Source organism: Shinella sp. CPCC 101442 (assembly GCF_024704725.1).
In the GTDB taxonomy this organism is placed as follows: Bacteria; Pseudomonadota; Alphaproteobacteria; order Rhizobiales; family Rhizobiaceae; genus Shinella.
Map to the genome: position 1 here is coordinate 32,802 of NZ_JALIQS010000014.1, position 23,028 is coordinate 55,829.

General features: G+C 60.3%; 19 protein-coding genes. 15 read left to right on the forward strand and 4 right to left on the reverse strand.

The annotated features are described in order from the left end of the window. Window positions 1–15 precede the first annotated feature (15 nt). Window positions 16–1,380, reverse strand: coding sequence for an LLM class flavin-dependent oxidoreductase (locus MUO32_RS27685; protein WP_257951606.1), 1,365 nt, complete (start codon window positions 1,378–1,380; stop codon window positions 16–18). A gap of 440 nt (window positions 1,381–1,820) precedes the next feature. Here MUO32_RS27685 and MUO32_RS27690 point away from each other — a divergent pair, with 440 nt between their 5' ends. From MUO32_RS27690 to MUO32_RS27720, 7 genes are all read left to right on the forward strand, one after another. Beyond that, window positions 1,821–3,227, forward strand: a complete 1,407-nt coding sequence (locus tag MUO32_RS27690; RefSeq protein WP_257951607.1) for an LLM class flavin-dependent oxidoreductase — start codon at window positions 1,821–1,823, stop codon at window positions 3,225–3,227. A 125-nt stretch (window positions 3,228–3,352) separates the two neighbouring features. Continuing rightward, window positions 3,353–4,147, forward strand: coding sequence for an ABC transporter ATP-binding protein (locus MUO32_RS27695; RefSeq protein WP_257951608.1), 795 nt, complete (start codon window positions 3,353–3,355; stop codon window positions 4,145–4,147). Next, window positions 4,144–5,025, forward strand: coding sequence for a branched-chain amino acid ABC transporter permease (locus tag MUO32_RS27700; RefSeq protein ID WP_257951609.1), 882 nt, complete (start codon window positions 4,144–4,146; stop codon window positions 5,023–5,025). The genes MUO32_RS27695 and MUO32_RS27700 overlap by 4 nt, the downstream gene beginning before the upstream one ends. A gap of 2 nt (window positions 5,026–5,027) precedes the next feature. After that, window positions 5,028–6,080, forward strand: a complete 1,053-nt coding sequence (locus tag MUO32_RS27705) for a branched-chain amino acid ABC transporter permease (RefSeq protein WP_257951610.1) — start codon at window positions 5,028–5,030, stop codon at window positions 6,078–6,080. A gap of 18 nt (window positions 6,081–6,098) precedes the next feature. Continuing rightward, the gene (locus tag MUO32_RS27710; protein ID WP_257951611.1) at window positions 6,099–7,427 is read left to right on the forward strand and encodes an ABC transporter substrate-binding protein; all 1,329 of its coding nucleotides are present in this window, start codon (window positions 6,099–6,101) and stop codon (window positions 7,425–7,427) included. Between the two features lie 52 nt (window positions 7,428–7,479). Next, window positions 7,480–8,829 (forward strand): ABC transporter substrate-binding protein, encoded by a 1,350-nt coding sequence (locus MUO32_RS27715; protein ID WP_374708731.1) that lies wholly within the window; start codon window positions 7,480–7,482, stop codon window positions 8,827–8,829. A 48-nt stretch (window positions 8,830–8,877) separates the two neighbouring features. Next, complete coding sequence (locus tag MUO32_RS27720) at window positions 8,878–9,660, forward strand: ABC transporter ATP-binding protein (RefSeq protein ID WP_257951612.1); 783 nt, start codon at window positions 8,878–8,880, stop codon at window positions 9,658–9,660. Window positions 9,661–9,837: 177 nt separating this feature from the next. Here MUO32_RS27720 and MUO32_RS27725 read toward each other — a convergent pair whose 3' ends face one another. Both MUO32_RS27725 and MUO32_RS27730 read right to left on the reverse strand, forming a co-directional pair. Next, window positions 9,838–10,698 carry a sulfurtransferase gene (locus tag MUO32_RS27725; RefSeq protein ID WP_257951613.1) on the reverse strand — a complete coding sequence of 287 codons (861 nt, stop codon included), beginning with the start codon at window positions 10,696–10,698 and terminating at the stop codon, window positions 9,838–9,840. A gap of 42 nt (window positions 10,699–10,740) precedes the next feature. Continuing rightward, window positions 10,741–11,556, reverse strand: coding sequence for an SDR family NAD(P)-dependent oxidoreductase (locus tag MUO32_RS27730; RefSeq protein WP_257951615.1), 816 nt, complete (start codon window positions 11,554–11,556; stop codon window positions 10,741–10,743). A gap of 289 nt (window positions 11,557–11,845) precedes the next feature. Here MUO32_RS27730 and MUO32_RS27735 point away from each other — a divergent pair, with 289 nt between their 5' ends. Genes MUO32_RS27735 through MUO32_RS27770 form a run of 8 tightly spaced genes read left to right on the forward strand, consistent with a single transcriptional unit; the run spans window position 11,846 to window position 20,476 of the window. Then, window positions 11,846–12,817 carry a substrate-binding domain-containing protein gene (locus MUO32_RS27735; protein ID WP_257951616.1) on the forward strand — a complete coding sequence of 324 codons (972 nt, stop codon included), beginning with the start codon at window positions 11,846–11,848 and terminating at the stop codon, window positions 12,815–12,817. Continuing rightward, complete coding sequence (locus MUO32_RS27740) at window positions 12,817–14,388, forward strand: sugar ABC transporter ATP-binding protein (protein ID WP_257951617.1); 1,572 nt, start codon at window positions 12,817–12,819, stop codon at window positions 14,386–14,388. Before MUO32_RS27735 ends, MUO32_RS27740 begins: the two co-directional genes overlap by 1 nt. A 17-nt stretch (window positions 14,389–14,405) precedes the next feature. Next, window positions 14,406–15,413, forward strand: a complete 1,008-nt coding sequence (locus MUO32_RS27745; protein ID WP_257951618.1) for an ABC transporter permease — start codon at window positions 14,406–14,408, stop codon at window positions 15,411–15,413. Continuing rightward, complete coding sequence (locus MUO32_RS27750) at window positions 15,410–17,350, forward strand: hypothetical protein (RefSeq protein ID WP_257951619.1); 1,941 nt, start codon at window positions 15,410–15,412, stop codon at window positions 17,348–17,350. The genes MUO32_RS27745 and MUO32_RS27750 overlap by 4 nt, the downstream gene beginning before the upstream one ends. After that, window positions 17,347–18,375 carry a Gfo/Idh/MocA family protein gene (locus MUO32_RS27755; RefSeq protein WP_257951620.1) on the forward strand — a complete coding sequence of 343 codons (1,029 nt, stop codon included), beginning with the start codon at window positions 17,347–17,349 and terminating at the stop codon, window positions 18,373–18,375. Before MUO32_RS27750 ends, MUO32_RS27755 begins: the two co-directional genes overlap by 4 nt. 10 nt (window positions 18,376–18,385) lie before the next feature. Continuing rightward, the gene (locus MUO32_RS27760) at window positions 18,386–19,417 is read left to right on the forward strand and encodes an aldo/keto reductase (RefSeq protein ID WP_257951621.1); all 1,032 of its coding nucleotides are present in this window, start codon (window positions 18,386–18,388) and stop codon (window positions 19,415–19,417) included. Further along, entirely contained in the window at window positions 19,414–19,788 is a 375-nt protein-coding gene (locus MUO32_RS27765) for a CidA/LrgA family protein (RefSeq protein WP_257951622.1), read from the forward strand. The genes MUO32_RS27760 and MUO32_RS27765 overlap by 4 nt, the downstream gene beginning before the upstream one ends. Continuing rightward, a complete protein-coding gene (locus MUO32_RS27770; RefSeq protein WP_257951623.1) occupies window positions 19,781–20,476 on the forward strand; it encodes an LrgB family protein in 696 nt (231 codons plus the stop codon). The genes MUO32_RS27765 and MUO32_RS27770 overlap by 8 nt, the downstream gene beginning before the upstream one ends. A gap of 437 nt (window positions 20,477–20,913) precedes the next feature. On the opposite strand, the gene MUO32_RS27775 is transcribed toward MUO32_RS27770, so the two are convergent. Beyond that, the gene (locus tag MUO32_RS27775; protein ID WP_257951624.1) at window positions 20,914–22,920 is read right to left on the reverse strand and encodes a calcium-binding protein; all 2,007 of its coding nucleotides are present in this window, start codon (window positions 22,918–22,920) and stop codon (window positions 20,914–20,916) included. Between the last annotated feature and the right edge of the window lie 108 nt (window positions 22,921–23,028).

Consider the following 23,028-nt stretch of genomic DNA (forward strand, 5'->3'; position numbering starts at 1 on the left):
GATTTGAGTGTATTGTCAGGCGCGGTTTCGGGCATGATTAGGGCCCGAGCGTGCAATCTTGGAGAGGCCGAGCCGCTCGCGTAGCGAGCCAACGACTTTGCCTGGATTAAGAAGACCGCGTTCGCGCAGCAGCGGCACGACGCCAGCAATGAAGTCGTCCTGTCCTGCAGGGAAAGTCGGCGGCAACAGCATGAAACCGTCCGCGGCGCGGCTCGTAAACCAGTCCTCGATCTCGCTGGCAATGTCCTCAGCTGTGCCGATGATCTGCCAGTGGCCACGCGCGCCGGCGATCCGGCGGGCAAGGGCGCCGACAGAAAGGCTCTCCTTGCGAGCAAGGTCGTTCAGGAGCGTCTGGCGGCTGCGGATGGAGTTGGAGACCGGCAAGTCGGGCAAGGGGCCGTCGATGTCGATACCCGAGAGATCAACGTCACCTAAATATGTTTCCAGCAGAGACAGCGCGACATCCGGCTGGATGAGATCCTGAAGAGCTGCGTATTTGTCTTCCGCCTCCATTCTGGTTTTCCCGACAACCGGGAAAATGCCGGGTAAGACGAGAACGTCGTCGGCCTGCCGGCCGGAGGCAGCAGCGCGCTTCTTAACATCCTGATAGAAACCGCGTGCCGAGACGATATCGCTATGCGCAGTGAAGACCACATCAGCCGTGCGGGCGGCGAGTGCCTTGCCGGCATCGGAGGAGCCCGCCTGCACGAGAAGAGGCCGGCCCTGCCTTGAGGGGATGATGTTTAGCGGGCCTTTGCTGCGGAAATGCCTGCCCTGGTAATCTGTGTTTTTGACGGCATCGGGCTTAAAGAAGACACCGGTTTTCTTGTCGCGAACGAAACCGCCCGGATCCCAACTCTGCCACAGCGATAGCACGGCCTCGACGAATTCGCCGGCGCGATCATAGCGTGCCGCATGATCGAAATCCGGTCCGGCGTTGAAGTTGTCGCTCTCCTGTTGAAGCGAGGAGGTTACGATGTTCCAACCGATGCGACCGTCGCTGATGAGATCGAGTGAAGCGAACTGGCGGGCTAGGTTGTAGGGTTCGTTGAAAGTCGTCGATGCCGTTGCCACGATGCCAATCGTTTCGGTCGCCATCGCCACGGCTGAGGCGAGTGTCAGGGCTTCGAAACCGTGTGACCACTCATCGATCCGCCGCAAGGCCTCCGCACGACCTTTTGGCACGCCGAGACGATCGGAAATAAAAGCTATCTCGAACCCAGCGGCTTCGGCTGCACGCGCGGCGGAAACGTAGTGACCAACGGAGATATTGGCATCGACCTGCGTCGATGGGGCTCGCCAAGCGGCGACATGGTGGCCGCTGGGGTAGAGGATGGTACCGAGAACGATTTTGCGGGCGGGCATGTAGGATGTGCTCAAGGAGGAAACTTCACCTTGAAAATACCGCCCTGCGCGCTGTCAGCCAGAAATTCCTATTTAATTTATATGTTGTATGGAAAAAGAAAATCCAGCGGTATTTGGAATAGCGAACCATCCTGACGATGAACGCCTCCTGAAGGGTACAGTAGGCTTCATGGCCATACGGCGCGCATATCCGCTGCTTTAAGGCTAAGTGGAGGGCTTCCCTGGCGATAGGGGCTGCTTTCTCGAGCGCCACCTCAATCTCCTTGCAATCTCGATGTGGTTCCCGGCAGAGGTGAATGGCTCTGTGCGTTCCGTCGGCTTGTGACTCCCCAAATCTCAAAGCACATGAATTTTCGGAAAGTTATTTCCTTATAAAATCGATCAAAATAATAGAATACCTATATTCCGCGACTTCTGGCTCTTAATCTGCCGCTCAAATAAACGGACGGCCATTCATGACCAAGACGATACGGTTCAATGCCTTTGAGATGAATTGCGTGGGGCATCAGTCCCCGGGCCTGTGGCGCCATCCGCGCGACCGTTCCTGGGAGTACAAGGATCTCGACTACTGGACGGACCTCGCGAAACTCCTGGAGACCGGATTCTTCGAATCCGTCTTCATTGCCGATGTCGTCGGCTACTACGACGTCTACAAGGGCAATCTCGACAACGCCTTTCTCCAGGGCGTTCAGATTCCCGTCAACGATCCCCTGCAACTGGCCAATCCTATTGCCCAAGCGACAAAACATCTGGGCATCGGCATTACCGCATCCACGTCCTTCGAGCATCCCTATACGTTCGCGCGCCGCCTTTCGACGGCGGATCATCACACCAAGGGTCGTGTCGGCTGGAACATCGTGACGTCCTATCTCGAAAGCGGCGCAAAGAATGTCGGACAGGGTGGACTTCGCTCGCACGACAACCGCTATGACGTCGCCACGGAATATGTAGAAGTGCTCTACAAGCTTCTTGAGGGAAGCTGGGAGGAGGGCGCGGTTGTCAGGGACAAGGAGCGCGGAATCTTCGCCGATCCCTCAAAAATCCATGAAATCGGCCACAAGGGCAAATATTTCGAGGTGCCGGGCTATCATCTGAGCGAGCCGTCGCCGCAGCGTACGCCAGTTCTTTTCCAGGCCGGCGCATCGGGTGCGGGCAAGCAGTTTGCCGCCGGCCATGCTGAATGCGTCTTCATCTCCACCCCGCTCAAGGATGCGACGCGGGCTTACGTGTCGGACATCCGCCAGCGTGCTGCCGCACAGGGTCGCGATCCGAAGAAAGTGCTGATCTACGCGATGGCGACGATCATTGTTGACGAAACGGATGCGAAGGCGCGGGCGAAATACGAAGACTATGTCAAATATGCCTCCTATGACGGGGCGCTGGTGCTGATGTCCGGCTGGACCGGTATCGACTTCGGGCACTACAAGCCCGCCGACACAGTCAAGAACGTGAAGACCAACGCCATCATCTCCGCAGTCGAGCATTTGGCGGAGGGCGACAAGGTCTGGACGATCGAGGAACTGGCGAAGTGGGGCGGCATCGGTGGTCTCGGGCCGCTGTTCGTCGGGTCTGCGGCAACGGTTGCCGACCTGCTGCAGGAGTGGGTAGAGGAAACCGATATCGACGGCTTCAATCTCGCCTATGCGCTTGCGCACGAAACCTTCGCCGACGTGATCGGCTATCTTGTGCCGGAACTGCAGAAGCGTGGTGTCTACGCAACCGGCTACCGCGACGGCACGCTGCGTGAAAAACTGTTCGGCGAGGGTCCCTATCTTCCCGAAAGCCACCCTGCCCACCGTTTCCGGGATATCGAGCGGACCAAACGCGAGGAGCTGCGCGCGGCGTCCGGTGAAGCCGCATGACACCGGCATAGAGCGAGCGCGGCCGCCGCCGCCTGGCATTCCCAGCACATGGATCAAACGCCCCATCGTCGATGCGGGCGAGGGACCCTTTGTGCGCTTCAGAACGAAACAAGGAGCATGATCCGATGACGGCATCAGCTGGGCCTGCCCTGGAGGTCAGAAATGTGTCGCTTTCCTTCAAGGGGGTGAAAGCGATTTCAGACCTCTCGTTTCAGGTCACGCGGCGTGAGATCTGCGCCCTGATCGGCCCGAACGGTGCCGGCAAGAGCTCTCTCCTGAACATTCTGAACGGGGTTTACACACCGGATTCCGGGGAAATCGTCTTCGAGGGCGAGCACTTCCGGCGCATGCAGCCGCTTGAGGCGGCACGGCGCGGCATAGGCCGCGGCTTTCAGAACAACGCGCTTTTTTCTGGCATGAGCGTGCTGGACAACGTCATTGCCGGCCTGTCCAGGCATTCCCGCGTGACATTGGTCGAAGAGGCGTTCCGACTGCCCCGTGCGCTGGGGCAGGAACGGGCATTTCGGGATCGGGCGCTCGAGGTTCTCAAGCTCTTCGATCTTGAAAAATATGCAGAAACCCTCGTTGGAACCTTGCCCTACGGCGTGCAGAAGAAGGTCGAGATCGCCCGCGCCATCGTCGCGAAACCCCGTTTGCTTTTGCTTGACGAGCCGTTAGCCGGGATGAACGCTGCCGAAAAACAGGAGATTGCCGCCGTCATCGCAAGGCTCAACAGGGAGCTCGACCTCACCGTCGTTCTCATCGAGCATGACATCGGCATCGTCCTGAAACTCGCCCATCACGTCGTGGTGCTCGACTACGGGCGCAAGCTGGCAGACGGCCCACCGGAGACCATCCGCGACAATCCCGATGTCATCGCCGCCTATCTCGGTTCCGAGAACGCGGAGGCCGCCGCATGAATATGTTCCTGGAAACCCTGATCGGCGGTCTGCTTGCTGGCACCATGTATTCGCTCGTGGCGATCGGCTTCGTGCTAATCTACAAGGCCTCCGGGGTCTTCAATTATGCCCAGGGCTCTCTACTGCTTTTCGCGGCCCTGACCTTTGTGACGCTCACCGATCAAGGCGTTCCGGCCCTCGGTGCGATTGCCGTGACGATCGGGCTCCTCGTCCTCACCGCGATCACGATTGAAAAATTGCTGTTGCGCCCGCTGACCAATCGCAGCCCCATGACGCTCTTCATGGCGACCCTCGGCCTTTCCTATGTCGTGGAGGGCGTGGCGCAGGGGATCATGGGATCGCAGGTGCGGGCGCTCAATCTCGGGATCGACGATTTGCCGATCTTCCTGGGCGATATCATGATCAGCCAGTTCGACCTCATTGCCGCCGGTGTGGCGCTCGCAATCGTCGTCGTCCTGTCGCTGCTGTTCAACCGCACGCGCATCGGCATCCAGTTGCGCGGCGTGGCGGATGACACGCGCGCAGCACTTTCGCTCGGCATAGATATCAACCGTATCTGGCAGATCGTCTGGGCGGTCGCCGGACTGGTTGGCCTTGTCGCCGGTCTTTTGTGGGGCGCGCGTCAGGGCGTGCAGTTCTCGCTGTCGCTCGTCGTGCTGAAGGCTCTGCCTGTCCTCATCATCGGCGGCTTCACCTCGATCCCCGGCGCGATTGTCGGCGGGTTAATCGTTGGCGCGGGCGAGAGTTTGGCGGAAACCTATATCGGCCCATATCTCGGTGGCGGCATCACGCCCTGGTTTGCCTATGCGCTCGCGCTCGTCTTTCTTTTCATCCGCCCGGCCGGCCTGTTCGGCGAACGACAGATCGAGAGGGTCTGACCATGTCCGAGATCAATTTGCCCGCCGCCGCTGAACCCATCGATCAGGTCGGTCTCAAGGTATTGACCATCGTGGCCACCCTCGCGCTGCTCGTCACCGCGCCCTTCCTCGCCTCGGAATACTGGATCAATGCTATCATCGTGCCGTTTCTGATCCTGTCGCTTGCCGGGCTCGGCCTCAATCTTCTGACCGGTTACGGGGGACAGCTCTCGCTTGGCGCCGGCGCCTTCATGATGGTCGGTGCCTATGCCACCTTCTCGCTTCAGCTGCGTGTGCCCGAGCTGCCACTACCGCTGGCGCTGATCGTCGCCGGTTTCATCGCCGGGGCCGTCGGGCTTGCCTTCGGCATCCCATCGACGCGCATCAAGGGATTTTATCTGATCGTCAGTACGCTGGCGGCTCAGTTCTTCTTCGAGTGGCTGTTCCTGAAGTTTCCGTGGTTCTACAACGGCAATTCCTCCGCGACGATTGCGCTGTCTCGCGGCCTGTCCTTCTTCGGCCTCGATGCGAACAGCCCGCACGGGCGCTACTATCTGACGCTCGGCATTGTCGCGCTCCTGACGCTCCTGTCCTTCAACCTCATCCGCGGTCAGACGGGGCGGAATTGGATGGCGATCCGTGACATGGATACGGCTGCGGCAGTTATTGGCGTGCCGGTCTTCCGCGCCAAGTTGCAGGCCTTTGCCGTGTCGAGCTTCATTCTCGGCATCGCCGGCGCGCTATGGGCCTTTGCCTATCTCGGATCGGCCAGCGTGCAGAGCTTCGGCCTCACACGCTCTTACCAAATCCTCTTCATCATCATTATCGGCGGCCTGGGCACCATTCGTGGCGCCTATCTCGGCGCTGGTTTCGTCAGCCTCCTGCCCTTGGCCCTCGATTGGCTGTTCCAGCATCTGTTCAGCGGCCATGTCGACGCGGGCCTGCTGCAGAACATTCAGAAAGCCATCTTCGGCCTTCTCATCATTTGGTTCCTCATCAAGGAGCCCGAAGGGTTGGCCCGTCTGCTCAGTTTGCGGCGAACGCAGGGGGCTCGCCGCCGTCTTTTCCCATCGTGATCCCCAGGAGTTGAACTCATGAAACGTCTGCTTGTCGCCGCGCTCCTTGCCGGCACCCTTCTCTCCGGCCTCACACCGGCTTCGGCCGATGAGGTGAGCCAGTATATCCCGCTGCCGACCTACCGCGTCGGAGCCTATGCCTCGTCGGGCGAACTCTGGTGGGCCGGAGAGCGGGACTATTTCCGCTACATCAACGAGGTCGAAGGCGGCGTCGAGGGCGTGAAGCTCAACTATGAGGAGTTCGAGACCGAATGGAGCCCGGACCGCACGGTCGAGGTCTACGAGCGAGTAAAGGCCGGCAAGGACGGCTCGCCGCTCGCCTTCTTCTTCACCCACGGCACGCCAGCGACCTACGCGCTGCTCGAAAAGGCTGCCGCTGACAAGATCCCGCTGATCGACCCGGCCGGTGGCAAGACGGAAACCGTCGACGGCACCGTCTTCCCCTATGCCTTCCCGTTGCTCTTCAGCTACTACAGCCAGGCCTCGACCGGCATCAACTACATTGCCGAGAAAGTCGGTGGCTTCGACAAGCTCAGGGGTCTGAAGATCGCTACCGTCTATCACGACAGCGCCTATGGCCGCGCCAGCCAGCCGGCCGTCGAGGTTCTCGCCAAGAAGTACGGCTTCGAAAACATCCAAATCCCCGTGGCCGATCCGGGTAATGAGCAGTCGCCGCAGTGGCGCCAGATTCGCGAGCAGAAGCCGGACTGGGTCTTCCTGCGCACCTGGGGGGTGTCGACGGTCGTGGCGTTGAAGACCGCGCAGCGCTTCGGCTTCCCGGCCGATCACATCATCGGCGACGTCTGGGCAGGGTCCGAATCCGACGCCATTCCGGCCGGCACGGCCGCCATCGGCTATTCGGCACTCGCTCCCTATCCGGGCGGCACGGATTTCGAAATCCACAAGCGCCTGAAGGCGGAAATCCTCGACAAGGGAAAATCCGACCTGCGTGACCAGAAGCTGTTCGGCGCGGTCAACTATAATATCGGTCTCGTCAATGCGGCGCTTGCCGTCGAAGCGCTGCGCACAGGCTACAAGCACTTCGGCGCCCGCCCGCTGAACGGCGAGGAAGGCCGCTGGGCCTTCGAGCATCTGACGATCGATGACAAGCGTCTCGAGGAGATCGGCTTCAAGGGTTTGCTCCAGCAGATCAAGATCACGCCGACCGACCATGAGGGCGGTGGTGCGGCTCGCATCCAGAGCTGGGACGGCGAGAAGTGGGTACTGCAGACCGACTGGATCAAGGCGGATCACGAACTCCTCAATCCGCTGATCCAGGCGGGAGCTGCAGCCTACGCCAAGGAAAACGGCATCACGCCGCGCACGCCGGAAACGGAAACCAATTGATCCATGCGGGGCGCGGCCAGTGCTGCGCCCCGGTTTTCAGAAGGAGAGCACTATGATCAAGACATTTTTGCGCGGCGCCATCGCGACTGCTGCGTCCATGCTGGTTCTGGCAGGCTCCGCACAGGCAGTCGATACGACGCCGGGACCCGAGAGCGAAAAGCAATTCTTCCCCATAGCCAGCTATCGCGTTGGTCCCTATGCGGCATCCGGTGCATCAATCTGGGCGGGCATTATCGACTACTATCGTTACATCAATGAAGTGGAAGGCGGCATCAATGGCGTGCCGATCGTCTGGCAGGAATGCGAGACGGAATGGACGGCGGAAAAGGGCATCGAATGCTACGAACGCTTCAAGCGCGGCCTGAACGGCGCACCGATTGCGGCTTACTTCCCGAACGGTGCGCCAGCGGCCTATGCACTTTCCGACCGTGCGGCTGATGACAAAATTCCGTTGGTAACCATGGCCTATGGCCGGACGGAAGCGACGGATGGGCGCGTCTTTCCGTACATTTTCCCCGTAATGGTGACGTTCTACAGTGAAGCTTCCGCCATCGTGAACTATATTGCCGAGAGGGAAGGCGGTTTCGACAAGCTCAAGGGCAAGAAGATCGCCACTGTCTATCACGACAGTGCCTATGGGCGGGAAACGCTCGATCCGCTGGCGCTTTTTGCGGAAAAATATGGCTTCGAGAATATCCAGATTCCAGTTCCCGATCCGGGCAGCGAACAGTCTTCGCAATGGCGCCAGGTTCGTGAGCAGAAACCAGATTGGGTCTTCCTGCGGACCTGGGGCGTTTCTACGCCAGTCGCCATCAAGTCGGCGCAGCGTTTCGGTTTCCCGGCAGACCGCATAATCGGCGATGTCTGGGCCTCTTCGGAAGAGGACGTCATTCCCGCCGGCGACGCTGCCAAGGGTTATCTCGCCCTGACGCCCTATCCGGCAGGCGCCGATTTCGAAATCCACAAGCGTCTGAAGCAGCACATCATCGATACCGGCAAGTCGGACCTGCGCGATCCCAAGGCATTCGGTAGCGTCTACTACAATTCCGGTCTGGTGAATGCGGTTATCTCGGTCGAAGTCGTCCGGCAGGCGCAGGCTAAGTTCGGCAACAGGCCAATCACCGGCGAAGAAGGCCAGTGGGCGCTGGAACAGCTCAAGCTTGATGATGCTGCGCTGGAGAAGGCCGGTTTCCTCGGCCTCGTCCAGAATCTTCAGCTGACCCCGGCGGACCATGAGGGCGGCGGCGCGGTACGCGTACAGCAATGGACCGGCGAAAACTGGCATCTCGTCAGCGATTGGGTTCAGGCCGACCGCGAAGCGCTGCGCCCGCTGATTGACGCCAAGTCCGCCGCCTATGCCAAGGAGCACGGCATCACACCGCGCGATATTGGCACCAACTGATCCATCAGGGCCGGGGCCGATATCGCCCCGGTTTGTCACGGAGAGAGAATGATGACCCTTCAGCATGAACCGACTGCTTCGCTCCCCGCCAACCGCCGTCTTCTCGACGTGTCGGGCATCGAGGTCGTCTATGGCGGGGCCATTCTGGCGATTGCCGACGTTTCGCTGGCCGTTGGGGCGGGTGAGATCGTCGCCTTGCTTGGCGCCAATGGCGCTGGCAAAAGCACGGTGCTCAAGGCGATCTCAGGGCTCGCTGCGGCTGACAGGGCGACGGTTCGCCGCGGGCATGTGCGCTTCGACGGCGAGGACATTCTCGGAACCGCTGCAAACCACCTGACGAAACGCGGCATCGTGCATGTGCTTGAAGGTCGGCATGTTTTCCCGCACCTGACCGTCGAGGAGAACCTGCTGTCCGGTGCTTTTCTTCACAAGCCGGGACGGCGAGAACTGTCGCGTCAGATCGATGATATCTATGCGTGGTTTCCGCGCCTGAAGGACAAGAGGCTTACATTGGCCGGGCTGACCTCCGGCGGTGAGCAGCAGATGCTCGCGATCGGCCGCGCCCTTCTAACGCAACCGCGCCTCGTTCTGCTGGATGAGCCGTCAATGGGCCTCGCTCCGAAGATCGTTCAGGAGATCTTCCAGATTATCGTCCGGCTCAACCGCGAGAAGGGTGTGGCGTTCCTCCTTGCCGAGCAGAATGCGGCACTGTCTCTTGAACATGCATCGCGAGCCTACATTCTGGAAAGCGGACGGGTCGCGCTGGCGGGAGATTCGGCAGAGCTTGCCGTGCGAGATGATTTGCATCACATCTACCTTGGAGCCGCTTAGTGGTTCGAGATCATGAGGACGCCAATTCTTTGGCGTCCTCAAAAACGCCCTGCAACTGCTTCTTGAGGGTGTCGTCATCTGGCGGCTAACCCGCCGTAGAGACAGGCGATAATGCGCTTCGGAATTCGCGGTTGATTTCTCCTGAGCTGCAACGGCCGGCCAAAGGTTCGAATCTGTTCAAGACCTGGATTGTTTCACTAGTTTTGGCAAGTCTTTACGCTGCCCCCATTCATGCCAGGAGCCGTCATAAAGGCGCCAGTCTGGATTGCCCAGTTGCTCGACCATGAAGCCGAGGATGCAGGCTGTAACGCCGGAGCCGCAGGTGGTGATGACGTTGCGGGAAATGTCGGCATCCGCTTCCGCGAAGACGGCGCGGGCCTTTTCGGGCGCTACGAACTCGAAATTCCTCTCGGGATCGAAGAACCGGACCCAGGGCGTGTTGATGGCGCCGGGCATGTAACCGGAGGCGACGCCGGGATAACCTGAGCCTTCCAGCCCGTCGAAACGCGCTGCCGTTCGTGCATCCACGATCGTGGTATCGGCCTTGTCGATGGCAGCGCGGACGTCATCAACGGTAGCAACCTGGCCGGCAGTCAGTCGGGCATTGAAAGAGCGCGTTTCGATCGGCCGGCTTTCGCCGACTTCGACCGGTCGGCCTTCCGCTTTCCATTTCCGCCAACCGCCATTCAGGATGCGGACCCGGTCGTGGCCGAAGGTGCGGAACATCCACCAGAGGCGGCAGGAGACGTAACCCGCGTCATAGACGATCACATCCGTCTCGTTGTCGATGCCCAGCTGGCTGACATGCGCGGCGAAGAAGTCTTCGGTGGGCAACATGTTCACATAGGGGGAGTCAGGGTCCGATATGTCGCTAAGGTCGATGAAGCGCGCGCCGGGAATGTGGCCCTGGACGAAATCGTCCTTGGCGTGCTTGCCGGCTTCGGGCAGATACCATGAGCAATCCAGGACAACGACATTGTCGGGCGTGTTTTCCAGGAGAGTGGAAAGCTTTTCGGTTTGGATGAGCCAGTTGGCCATGGCAGTCTTCCTTCTGTAAGTCTTGTGCGTGGGGGAGGGCGGTCAGGGATAGGCGGCCGGCCGGCCCTGCTTCTCGACCCAGGAGTCTCCGGAGAGCACGCCGCCGTCGACCACCACGCTTCTGCCTGTGATGTAGCGCGAAGCCGGTGCGACGAGGCTGAGCGACGTGGTGATCAGGTCCTCTGGCACGGCAAGATGTCCCGCGGGGATGTAGTCGGCAAACCAGCGGCTGCGATATTCGTCGTCCCAAAGCGGACGCGTGAATTCGGTCTGGACGAAACCAGGCTCGATGGCGTTGACCTGAATATTGTCGCTGGCCCATTCATGCGCCATCGAGCGGCTCAGCGATGTAACAGCAGCCTTTGTCGCCGCATAAACCGAGATCGTGTCGAAGGAGATGTTCGCCGACAGCGAGCTGAAATGCAGGATCTTGCCGCCACCTTGCGCCTTCATGACGGGCTGCACGGCTTTGGACAGGAAGTAGACGCTTCGGAAATTAACCGATGTAATGATGTCGAAATCGTCTTGCGTGACGTCGACGATCGGCTTGCGGCGATTGGTGCCTTGCAGGTTGACGAGGATGTCGATCCGTCCCGTTACCTGGCATGCCTTCTCAACGAGATCGCTGCAGGCAGCCGCGGAGTCGAGGTCGGCCTGGAGACCACGGAAGGGGAGGCTCTCGCTCTCGAAGCGTGCCTGCAAACCGGCAAGGCGCGCGGCGGACAAGTCGTGAACGATCACGCGCGCGCCCGCCTTGGCGAAGGCTTCCGAAATCGCCGATCCGATGGCGCCGGCGCCTCCCGCGATCAGCGCCGTTTTGCCTTCTAGCGAGAAGAGGGAGGAGAGATATTGGGACATTGCATTCCTTTCAAAGGCCCGGCCGTATATCGGCGTTTCAGGCCTCTTCGTGTAGATATTGGCACCCAGACAGGAGTCAAAGAGGCTGTAAGTTTCTGATATAAATAGCAAATGCCAGGCGCGGCTGAAATTACATTTTCTCTATAAAAATAGTAGATAAATTTTGCTAATCGCGTGCGAATAATCATATTTTATTTTCCGCTTTGTTCCTGATTTTGGTGGTTTCGCCTTTGGATCGGGCTGGCTGTCTCGCTACTTTCTGGGCATCTAAACAAGGAAATCCCACAACATGTTTCGCAAGACAATTCTGACCGTCGCCTCCGGCCTCGCGCTGTTTGCTGCCGGCGTTTCGGCGCTTCACGCCGAGCCCAAGGGCAAGGACGCCGAAGTGACGGTATTCGTGTCGCCCCTGACCTTTGCCTTCACGCATTTCGTGTTCCTGACCGACCAACTGGAAGACGAGGCGAAGAAGATCGGCGGCGTCACCATCCTTAAGGCGGACGGCCAGCTTTCCGCGCCCAAGCAGATCGCGGACCTCGAGGCGGCCATCGTGCAGGGCGTTGACGGCATCATTCTTGCGCCTGTCGAAGCCGATGCACTTGCGCCGGTAGTCAAGGAAGCAATTGCCGCAGGTATCACGGTCGTCACCGTGGATCGCCCGGTCAATGGCGTTCCCGAAGTCCTGGCCAATGTCGCAGCCGACAACTTCAAGGGTGCCGAAGCGCAGGGCGGGGCCGTCGTGAAGGATTTCCCGGACGGCGCGAAGGTCGTCAACCTGCAGGGCATTCCGGGCGACAAAACCGCCAACGACCGCAGCGGCGGCGTTCACAAGGTCCTCGATGCCGCAGGTGGCAAGTACACGTTCGTCTCCGAGCAGGCAGCCAACTTCTCCCGCGATAAGGGCCTTGCCGTCACCGAGAACATCCTGACTGGCCTTTCCGAGGCTCCGGATGTTATCGTCGCCGGCAATGACGACATGGCGCTGGGTGCCGCGCAGGCGGTGGAAGCCCGTGGTCTGAAGGGCAAGATCAAGATCTATGGTTATGACGGTTCCGAAGATGCTCTGAAGGGCGTGAGGGACGGCAGCCTGGCGGGCACCGTCGACCAGTTCCCGGGACAGCAGGGCCGCGTTGCCATCCGCGCGATCGTGGATTTCATCCGCGAGGGCAAGAAGCCGGAAACCAACAACGTCCTCGTTGCACCCGTTGCGATCACGCCTGCCAATCTCGAACAGGCCGAGCGCGTAGGGCTCATCAACTGATGACTATACATCCACGTCCAGATACCGTGGACGTCGAGACGTCGGGGCGCGCTGAGCGCCCCGTACCTTTTGTAGCCGCGGTCGGTCTTGTCAAACGCTTCTTCGGGGTGACGGTCCTCGATGGTGTCTCGCTTTCCCTCAGGGAAGGCGAGGTGCGCGCCCTGCTTGGTGAGAATGGCGCGGGAAAATCCACGGTCATCAACCTCCTGTCGGGGGTCTTTCCTGCGGATTCCGGGGCAATCGAGGTCGATGGCACCCCCGTCGCATTAGATGGACCGCGCGCTGCCGACAAGGCCGGCATCAGCGTCATTCGTCAGGAGCTTTCGCTCTTTCCCGATCTGTCCGTCGCAGAGGCGATCTTTGCCGGGCACCTGCCCATCACGAGTCTTCGGCTGGTCGACTGGAAGCGAGTTCAGCAGGCAGCGCGCGATGCGCTCGCCCAACTCGGCATATCCTCCTTCGACGTCCGCCGGCCCGTTGCCAGCCTTTCGATCGCGCAGCAGCAGATGGTCGAGATTGCCCGGGCGCTAACCCGCAAGTCCCGTCTGGTCATCATGGACGAGCCGACGGCGTCGCTTTCTCCAGAAGAGGTCGGACACCTCGGCGAGATCATCGGGCGTTTGTCCCGCGAGGGCGTCGCGATCCTCTATGTGAGTCATCGGCTCGATGAAATCAGGGCCTTCTGCCAGACCTATACGGTTCTGCGCGACGGACGGATGGTCGAGGAGGGCGATGTCGCCGGTGTCGGCAATGCGCAGTTGATCCGGGCGATGGCCGGCCGTGACGTCAAGATCGGCGGCAGGCGGCAGGCTGCTGCGCCGGGCGATATTGTGCTTGCGGTGCGCAATCTGGCGGCGCGGGCATCGGGACGCGCCCCGGCCCGTGTGACAAATATAAGTTTCGACCTTCGCGCCGGCGAGATCGTCGGCCTTGCCGGCATTGTCGGCGCCGGACGGTCGGAGACCGCCAGTATGATCTTCGGCATCGATCCGATCGGCGCCGGTGAAATCCATCTCGGCGGGCAACGCTTCTCGCCGTCGTCCACAACCGAGGCCATTCGCGCCGGTTTGGGCCTCGTGCCGGAGGACCGCAAGGGTCAGGCGATCCTGCCGGAGCGTGCCGTTCTCGAGAATTTCGCCCTCGCAGGCGCCTGTCAGCCTCGTTACCGCTGGCTCAACGATCTGACGGCGGAAAAACTCCTCTTCAGCGGTTTCATAGAGCGGCTCGGCATCCGCGCCAGCTCCTTCCATGCCCCCATCGCAACGCTTTCCGGCGGAAACCAGCAGAAGGTCATTCTCTCCCGGTGGATTGCGCGCCGGCCGAAGGTGCTGATCGTCGACGAGCCGACGCGCGGTATCGACATCGGCGCGAAGGAAGACGTGCATGCGCTTATGCGCGATATCGCCTCGCAGGGCGTGGCCGTCCTCGTCATCTCCTCTGATCTGCCGGAGCTGATGGCGCTCTCAGACCGGATCGTGGTCCTGCGGGAAGGCCGCTCCGTCTTCGAGACGGCGGGTGCATCGGCTTCGGCGGAAGAGCTGATGACGAAGATGACCCGGCAGGCCGACTAACTTCCAAGGAAATTTCAATGTCCAGCATTCCCCTCACCACGACGCACCGCGCACAGACCTTTACAGTTCTCGGCAGGATTGCGCCGCTCATATTCCTCCTGGCGCTAGTCCTGCTCTTCGCGGTCCTGCAACCACGCTTTCTGATGCCGCTCAACCTGTTCAACATTCTCAGGCAGGTATCGATCTACGGCATTATTGCCGTGGGAATGACCTTCGTCATTCTCGCGCGCGGTATCGATCTGTCGGTCGGTTCGCTCGTGGCGATGTCCGGGCTCGTGGCAGCCGTAATAGCTAAGGGTGGTATCGAGGGACGGTTTCTGCTCAGTGCCGACGGCACGGGCTGTGGGTGGCCTCTCGCCGTCATCGCGGCCGTCGCTGCGGGCACGCTTGCGGGATTTCTGCAGGGGCTTGCCGTCGCGCGCCTTTCGGTCCCGGCCTTCGTCGTTACGCTGGGCGGGATGACGGTGTTTCGCGGCGTTGCGCTGACCATCGGCAATGGCGGGCCGATTTCGGGCTTCGACGACGCCTTCGGCTGGTGGGGGCGGGGCATGATCGGGCCGGTCCCGGTTCCCGTCATCCTCTTTCTCGTCGTGGCTTTCCTGGCGCATATCGTGCTGACCCAGACACGCTTTGGGCGCGCTGTATATGCCGTCGGCTCCAATCCCGATGCAGCCAGGCTTTCCGGCATCAACACCACGCGTGTGACGACGGCGGTCTACGCCGTGATCGGCTTCTGCTCGGGTCTCGGTGGTTTCGTGCTCGCGTCACGCCTGAATTCGGCGGAGGCGGTGGCGGGTTCGGGTTATGAGCTGACGGCGATTGCCGCAGTCGTGATCGGCGGAACGAGCCTGCGCGGCGGCACCGGTTCCATCATCGGCACGGTCATCGGTGCCCTGCTGACCGGCGTCCTTCTCAACGGCCTCGTCATCCTCAACGTCTCCCCCTACGTGCAGCAGATCTTAGTCGGCCTGATCATCGTGGCCGCCGTCGCTTTCGACAGTTTCGTGAAAAGGCAATCCCGATGAAGATTTCCGTCATCCAGACCGGCACTGCTATCGAGGAGCCGGCAAAGCGCGTTCTCAAGGCCGGCGCGCTCGAGGCGACGTTCGATGCGGGAGCATTGCGCTGGATACGCTGGAACGGCGTGGAGATACTCCGCGGCGTCAGCTTCCTCGTGCGCACGCCCGGATGGGGTACGCCTGCGCCTGCCATCGCGGATTTGTGTATCGACGAGCATGAAGCTGGTTTTGATGTGCGTTACGACGCCTATTTCGGCGAGTCCGGCAAAGGTGTCCTGGCGAAGATCAGCTTCAAGGCGCAGGCCGAAGGCCATGTCGAGGCGTCGGCGGATATCCACGCGGATGCACCTTTTAAAACCAACCGCACGGGCTTCGTCATCCTGCATCCCCTGTCGGGGTTTGCCGGCACAGAGGTGGAGGTCGAGCATGCATCCGGGCCTGCAAGGACGCTGACCATCCCGCTTCAGATCAGCCCCGGCCAGCCGCTCATGGACATTCAGGCCATAGCGCATCGACTGCATGCCGGCCTTCGCGTCTCCACGCGTTTCTCAGGCGACGTCTTCGAGATGGAGGATCACCGCAACTGGTCCGACGCCTCGTTTAAGACCTACAGCCGTCCCATCGGTCTACCCTATCCCTATATGCTCAATCCCGGGGTTCCGATGGGGCAGTCGGTCATCGTCTCGATTGCAGACGATGGCACGAACGCGACCGTGGCCGCCCCCGTTTCCGTGCCGGCGCTCAAGGGGCAGACGCTGCCGGGTTACGCGCTCCCGCTCGACCGTCTGGATGATGCGCGGGACGCGCTCCGGTTTGCCGACGCGTTGGCGGAGCTAAAGCCAGCCCGCCTTCTGCTTCGCTACGACGCGGCGCGCGGCGATACGCTCGCGGCGGCTGGCCAGCTTGCGGAACTGATGCGACGCACCGGTGCTTCACTCGATGTGCAGGTCATTCTCGGCGGCGACGATCCGGGGGCGGCGAGCGCTCAGTTGGAGGGGCTTGCGCAAGTCTTCAGGGATGCAGGTATCGCCGTCTCGTACATCGCGGCCTTTGCGAAGATCGACGAACAGTCCTTCCAGCCCGGGGAGGCGCGTCCGCCGCACCTTACCGAAGGGCAGCTTGCAGCAGCACTTGCGGCAGCGTTTCCGGAGAGCTGGCGCGGTGGCGGCACACCGGCTTTCTTCACGGAGCTCAATCGCAAGCGGCCCGACCCGGCACGCGCCCAACATCTCACCTTCGCGACGACGCCGCTGGTGCACGCAGCCGACGATGCGTCGGTCGTCGAGACGTTGCAGTCGCTGCCGCATATACTCTCCTCCGCCCAAAACCTTTCGAACGGTCTGCCGTTGGCCATCGGGCCGGTCGGCATCGGCGCAAGGCTCAATCCTTACGGTCCGGCGCCTGTCGACAACCAGCCGGACGAGCGTGTTGCCATGGCCGCGCAGGATCCGCGCCAGCGTGGCCTCTTTGCTGCCGCCTGGCATGTGGGCTACCTCGCACAGATTGCGCCCTGGCGTATCGGTCGCTTCGCTTTCGGCGCGGCAACAGGCCCATTTGGGCTTGTCGCCTCGCAGCAGCCCTATGAGCGCGATGGATGGGACCATCGGCCGGATGGCGCGGTTTATCCGCTATACCACGTGGCGCGCTGGATCTCGGAGGCTGCGGGAGGATGCGTCGTGTCTGCCGGCATCGATCGTCATCTGGCGAAGGTGATGTGGGAGAAGGATGGCCGCAGAAAGGCTCTCTTCGCCAATCTCTCGGCCGGTTCCGTCACCATCGACCTTGCTGGCGAAATCGCGGTCACCGGCGTTTTGCTGGACGCGGAAAGTTTTGACCTGGCGGCGCTCGATCGCGCGGCTTTCCACACGCCGCAGGCGCTTGCCGAGACGGTTCGTATCGGCGCCTACGGCGTCCTCTCCCTGGAGTATGGAAATACCCCATGACGGAAACCCTCAAGGGATTGCTCATCGGTTGCGGCTTTTTCGCCCGTAACCAGCTTCATGGCTGGTCTGAAACGAACGGTGCAAAAATCGCCGCCGTCTGCGATCTCGATGCCGAGCGGGCGCGCAACTACGCTGCTGAATTTGCCATTCCCGCCTGGCACGACACAGCGGACGTGCTGTCGTCCGGTGTCTTCGACTTCGTGGATATCTGCACCACGATGGAAACGCATGAGGAACTGGTCGCGCTGGCGCTCCGGCATCGCGTGCCCGTCATCGTCCAGAAGCCGTTCGCGCCCGATATCGCGACGTGCCGTCGTATCGTCGCGAACGCAGCCGAAGCTGGTGTGCCCGTGATGGTGCACGAGAATTTTCGGTTCCAAAAAATCTTTCGGCGCATCCGCGAAATCCTCGATAGCAGGGAAATCGGCGAACCGACCTTTGGTCGCCTTTCCTGGCGCAACGCCATCGATGTCTATTCGAACCAGCCCTACCTCCTGAAGACCAAGCGCTTTATGATCATGGATGTGGGTATCCACATGCTGGATCTGGCGCGCTTCCTATTCGGCGACGCCGGTGACGTTTCGTGCTTCACCCAGTCGGTCAAGCAAGGGCTCGCCGGGGAGGACGCAGCGACGATCCTGCTGCGCCACGATAATCAGGTAACCTCGATCGTCGATGTCAGCTACGCTTCGCATCGTTTTCCCAATCCGTTTCCGCAAACGCTCGGTGAGATCGAGGGACGGCGCGGCACAATCCAGATTCTGGAGGGTGAGGTCCTGTTGATCCATGCGGGCGGTAAGCAGCGGCGCGAAACGATAAAGGACGATGGCCGTGGCTGGACCTCGACGCCTTGGACGCAGATCCAGGACAGCGTGCCGCGGACACAGCAGCACTTCATCGACACGCTTCTGCACGGGGGCGGTTTCGAGACCTCCGCCGAAGACAGCCTGAAAACCTATGCCCTGGCGGAAGCGGCCTATCGATCCGCGGAAACGGGTCGCGTCATCGACGCCAAAAACCTCTAGGACACAGATCATGCGAACCGATACAACCCGGCGCGTAGGCCAGACCAACCTTCATATTCCCGTCCTTGGACTTGGAACCTGCCCGCTCGGCGGCGTCTACGAAGCGATCGACGAGCCGACCGCCCGCGCAACCTTCGAAGCGGCTTGGAATTCCGGCCTACGCCTCTACGACACGGCACCCTGGTATGGCCTCGGGCAGGCCGAGCACCGGACGGGCCGCGCGCTCTATGAAAAGGAACGCGGCTCCTACGTTCTCACCAGCAAGGTCGGCCGCCTCTTGAGCGCGCCGCGCGACCGTGCATCCTTCAAGCCGGTGAACTGGGCCGGAGCCCTGCCTTTCGAGCACCACCACGTCTTCACCTACGATGCCATCATGCGCTCGTATGAGGACAGCTTGCAGCGTCTCGGCATCAACCGGATAGATGCGCTCTACATCCATGACCTCGACAGTGGCTATTTCCGCAGCGAAGAAGAGCTGAACGCCCGTCTCGGTGATCTTGAGAAAGGCGGCTATCGGGCGCTGGAGGAATTGAAGCGGAGCGGGGAAATCAAGGCCATCGGCGCCGGGGTTAACGAGCGCGGCATGATCGATCGTTTCCTCGACCGTTTCGATCTCGATGTCTTCCTCGTCGCATCGCGCTACACGCTGCTGGAACATGACATCTATTTCGACGAGGCCGCCCGCGCTGGCAAGCGGGGTGCGAGCCTCGTCGTCGGCGGCATATTCAGCTCCGGCATCCTGGCGACGGGAGCGGTCGAAGGCGCGAAGTACGAATATGGTGCCGCCTCGCCTTCGATCATCGAGCGGGTCCGCAATCTCACGGACGTCGCCCGGGCGCATGGCGTTTCTCTCCCGGCCGCGGCCCTTCAATTTCCCCTGGCCGCACAGGAGGTGGCGTCCGTCGTCTTCGGAGCGGTCAAACCCGCCGAGATCGAAGCGAATGTCGAGCATTTCACCGACGTCATCCCGGCCGGCTTCTGGTCGGACCTGCGAGCGGAAGGCCTGGTCCATCCCGAAATTCCGCTCCCGGCGAATGCATGAATAGAGAATGGTTTCGGGCCTCCGGCCGATGGATCGGTGCTCTTGCCGTCATTCTCGCGGCATGGGCGGCGGGTGAGGGGCTCGCGATGGGGTGGCACCTGCCGGCACCTGCCGCGCTCATAGGGTTGGCCTTGCTTTTCCTCGGCTTTTGCTGCGTGCCGTCGCTGGTCGGTATTGTCGAACCCGCCGGGCAGACACTTCTTCGCCAGTTTCCGCTGTTCCTCTATCCGTTGGGTGCCGGGTTTTTGACGCTTCATGGGTTCGGTGCGGTGGTTCTCCTTAAAATCCTGGTCGCGATCTTTGTGTCGCTCGTGCTGTCGCTCGTCGTCGGTGTCAAGGTTTTCTGCCTCTTCAAGAATAAGCATGGATAACATCCTTCCTTCGCTGGCGTGGCTGACGGCGACGATCCTGATCTGGTTGATCAGCCGGCGTTTGACGGAGAAATTAGGCATCTCCGCCTTTCGCAATCCGCTGTTCTTCGGCATCATCGTGCTCTGCGTTCTTCTGCCGACCTTGGGTGTGGCGCCGGGCGAATATCTCGCGCATGTCCGGCCGCTGACAATCCTGGTCGGCTTGGCAACGGTGGCGCTCGCTCTGCCGCTCTGGCAGCAAAGGATGCTCATCCGTGGGAATGCGCAGGCGATGCTTCTGGCGACGCTTGCGTCGACGGTTACAGGCATTCTCACCGCCGTCGGGCTCGGTTGGCTGCTTGGCTTGAATCAGGCCTACCTGGCGAGCATGGGACCGAAGATGACGACGCTTGCAGTTGCCCTGCCGCTGTCGCGTCTGACGGGCGGGTGGGACAATCTCGCCATGCTCTGCGTCATGTGCAACGGCGTCGGTGGCTCTTTCATTTCGAGCGCGCTGTGGAAAAACCTTGTGCCCGAGAGCGGCCCGGAGGAGCGGGCCTTCTCCCTCGGTCTTTCCTCGCATGCCATGGGGATTGCCCGAACTTTGGCGGTCTCGCCGGACTATGTCTCGCTTGCCAGTTGCGGCATGTTGCTCAGCGCTCTGATGACCGCGATCCTTTATGGGCTAGCGTTGCTAACAGTAACCTGATCCCGGTGCGTTATTCCCAAGCAATCTAGGGCGCGCGTTGCGGTGTTCAGCGTTGATGCGGTGGCGGGGTTTGCCTCCGCTCAATAGCTTAATCAGCGGCCCCCTCAGCAAATTGAATCACTCGAGTAAATCCCCATCAAGGCCATCCTGCTGATCTCACCTAGCTACGAAGGTTTGGCATGCTGCCTTATACGCCAACATCGTAGCCGTATTGCCATTTGGAAAATTGAACTGGTAGTCGCTCCCGGCGACGGATAGTGTGAGGCCTTCATCAATACCTTGACCGGTAGCTCCATTGATCGCCCAAGTTGACTCATCCAAGACCTAAACTAGTGGGCTGCCTGCGAGAAATTGCGTCCAGTATTCCATGTCAGGTAGTAGCTGCCCGGCGGCCGCATCACGAATTCCGAATGGAATGCGATTTTCATGGTATTCGCCTAGAGAATAAAATCGGCGGCAATTAGATTAGTAATGTTCTCGAATTGGATCGAGAAATCGATTGTCTTGTCGCCATCTGTATCTCCATAGAGATAGGCGTCACCATCGGTCGCCTTGTAACGTAGTTCACCAGCAACTCCGTTAAAGCTCGCTGTGCCACGGAATATGAACGCCTGATTTCCGCTGGCTATTTCCGAAGCATCTATACCAGAAAGATTGATACGATCACCCTCTGCGCGATCAAAGTCTTTCAAAACGTCGCGGGTTGCGGCAGCGCTGCCACTGTCTGTTGTAGAAGAATAGAGGAAAACATCCGCTCCGCTACCGCCGAAAATGATATCGCGCCCCGCGCCCCCCCTGAGAGAATCGCTACCAACTCCGCCGTACAAAGTGTCATTTCCTGTGTCACCACTGAGAGAATCGGCACCGTCGCCACCCTCGAGCCTGTCGTTCCCACCGCCACCACGAATGGCGTCGTTCCCCTTATCGCCTAAAAGCTTATTGGCTACGGCACTGCCGATAAGAGTGTCCGCTCCCCAACTGCCGGCAACGTTCTCGATATCGACATAAGTATCTCCCAGTGCGTGGCCTGCGAGCCCTTTTCCTGAAGCTAGATTCACGGACACGCCAACTGAGAGATAGGCGAGAAAGGACAGGCTATCCACGCCGGCCCCGCCATTGATATGGTCGATCGCATCGCTCGCGATAAAGCGATCGTTTCCGTTTTCCCCAAATATCCTGTTTGTCCCTTGATCACCAAACAGGATATCGTCGCCGTCATTCCCGTGAAGCACGTCGTCGCCGGCTCCGCCTCTCAGAATGTCGTTGCCAGCGTCGCCCCACATGTCGTCATTGCCCTCACCACCCCATAATTGGTCGTCGCCTTCCTTTCCATAGACGCCATCATTGCCCTCGTCGCCCCAGAGCGCATCGTTTCCAGCGCCACCGTTTACATTATCGTTTCCAGTGCCGCCGCGTATCGCATCCGCGCCATCATCGCCGTAGAGGTTGTCGTTTCCGGAATCGCCAGCAAGCTGGTCGTTTCCATTACCACCACTCAGCAAATCACCCCCACTGCCGCCATAGAGATAGTCGGTGCCGTTGCGGCCGTAGATCTTGTCATTGCCGTCATCGCCATAGAGGTAATCGACGTCTCCGAGAACGAATATCATCCCGTTGTCACTATCTCCGCTGTCAATTACATCGTCGCCGGTGCCGCCATAGATCGTGTCCCTGCCGGAGCCTCCATTGAGGGTGTCTAGGCCGACTCCGCCGTAGATTTGATCGTTACCAGTCCCACCATTAATCGTGTCATTGTGATAGTAAGTGGACTCGAAGATCAAATTGACGCCATCGCCCCAGATTACGTCGTTGCCACTCCCACCGGAAATATTATCTCTGCCTTCGTTCCCATAGATAACGTCTGCACCGGCATCCCCTGCTATCAGGTCGTCGCCTACGCCACCTGACATGGTGTCATCGCCGTCCCCACCCTGCATGTCATCTTTGCCATGATCACCCCACATTTGATCATTGCCAAAACCGCCTCGCAACGTATCGGCGTCGTTACCGCCGTGCATCTCTTCGTTCCCGGTGCCGCCATACATCCTGTCCGCACCATCATCTCCCCACATGACGCTGTTGTATTCGGCAGCGCCCCAAAACGTATCCCAGCCAGTTCCGCCAAAGAGTTGATCATATCCTCCACCCCCGGCGTAGAGCGTATCGTCGCCCTCGTCACCATTCAGAATATCGCTGCCAAGCCCGCCAAACAGCTGATCATTGCCTCTGCCGCCAAATAACTGATCATCGCCGTCGCCGCCGTGAAGTGTATCGTTGCCCCCGAGGCCGTAGAGTTTATCGTTACCTCCAAGGCCGTAGATCGTGTCAAACCATTGATTGTCATCGTTGTAACCTACGCCGGTTCTCGGGTCGGTTGTAATCCATGAGCGGCCCGTAAGGACGTTGGCGTAGTTGTCGCCATACAAGGTGATATAAAAAGGCATATTTTTATCTCCTGTGGACACGCAGCGACTTTGAATGCTGAAACATGTCTTGCGATAAGCGAGTGATCCGACACATAATTGCCTGCCTAGACCAGCTCCGCTATTCCT

Excerpts from the sequence above, each read along its gene's own strand:
- MUO32_RS27690 (WP_257951607.1), top strand. The coding sequence starts at position 1,821 with ATGACCAAGACGATACGGTTCAATGCCTTTGAGATGAATTGCGTGGGG.
- MUO32_RS27695 (WP_257951608.1), top strand. The coding sequence starts at position 3,353 with ATGACGGCATCAGCTGGGCCTGCCCTGGAGGTCAGAAATGTGTCGCTT.
- MUO32_RS27700 (WP_257951609.1), top strand. The coding sequence starts at position 4,144 with ATGAATATGTTCCTGGAAACCCTGATCGGCGGTCTGCTTGCTGGCACC.
- MUO32_RS27705 (WP_257951610.1), top strand. The coding sequence starts at position 5,028 with ATGTCCGAGATCAATTTGCCCGCCGCCGCTGAACCCATCGATCAGGTC.
- MUO32_RS27710 (WP_257951611.1), top strand. The coding sequence starts at position 6,099 with ATGAAACGTCTGCTTGTCGCCGCGCTCCTTGCCGGCACCCTTCTCTCC.
- MUO32_RS27715 (WP_374708731.1), top strand. The coding sequence starts at position 7,480 with ATGATCAAGACATTTTTGCGCGGCGCCATCGCGACTGCTGCGTCCATG.
- MUO32_RS27720 (WP_257951612.1), top strand. The coding sequence starts at position 8,878 with ATGATGACCCTTCAGCATGAACCGACTGCTTCGCTCCCCGCCAACCGC.
- MUO32_RS27725 (WP_257951613.1), bottom strand. The coding sequence starts at position 10,698 with ATGGCCAACTGGCTCATCCAAACCGAAAAGCTTTCCACTCTCCTGGAA.
- MUO32_RS27730 (WP_257951615.1), bottom strand. The coding sequence starts at position 11,556 with ATGTCCCAATATCTCTCCTCCCTCTTCTCGCTAGAAGGCAAAACGGCG.
- MUO32_RS27735 (WP_257951616.1), top strand. The coding sequence starts at position 11,846 with ATGTTTCGCAAGACAATTCTGACCGTCGCCTCCGGCCTCGCGCTGTTT.
- MUO32_RS27740 (WP_257951617.1), top strand. The coding sequence starts at position 12,817 with ATGACTATACATCCACGTCCAGATACCGTGGACGTCGAGACGTCGGGG.
- MUO32_RS27745 (WP_257951618.1), top strand. The coding sequence starts at position 14,406 with ATGTCCAGCATTCCCCTCACCACGACGCACCGCGCACAGACCTTTACA.
- MUO32_RS27750 (WP_257951619.1), top strand. The coding sequence starts at position 15,410 with ATGAAGATTTCCGTCATCCAGACCGGCACTGCTATCGAGGAGCCGGCA.
- MUO32_RS27755 (WP_257951620.1), top strand. The coding sequence starts at position 17,347 with ATGACGGAAACCCTCAAGGGATTGCTCATCGGTTGCGGCTTTTTCGCC.
- MUO32_RS27760 (WP_257951621.1), top strand. The coding sequence starts at position 18,386 with ATGCGAACCGATACAACCCGGCGCGTAGGCCAGACCAACCTTCATATT.
- MUO32_RS27765 (WP_257951622.1), top strand. The coding sequence starts at position 19,414 with ATGAATAGAGAATGGTTTCGGGCCTCCGGCCGATGGATCGGTGCTCTT.
- MUO32_RS27770 (WP_257951623.1), top strand. The coding sequence starts at position 19,781 with ATGGATAACATCCTTCCTTCGCTGGCGTGGCTGACGGCGACGATCCTG.
- MUO32_RS27775 (WP_257951624.1), bottom strand. The coding sequence starts at position 22,920 with ATGCCTTTTTATATCACCTTGTATGGCGACAACTACGCCAACGTCCTT.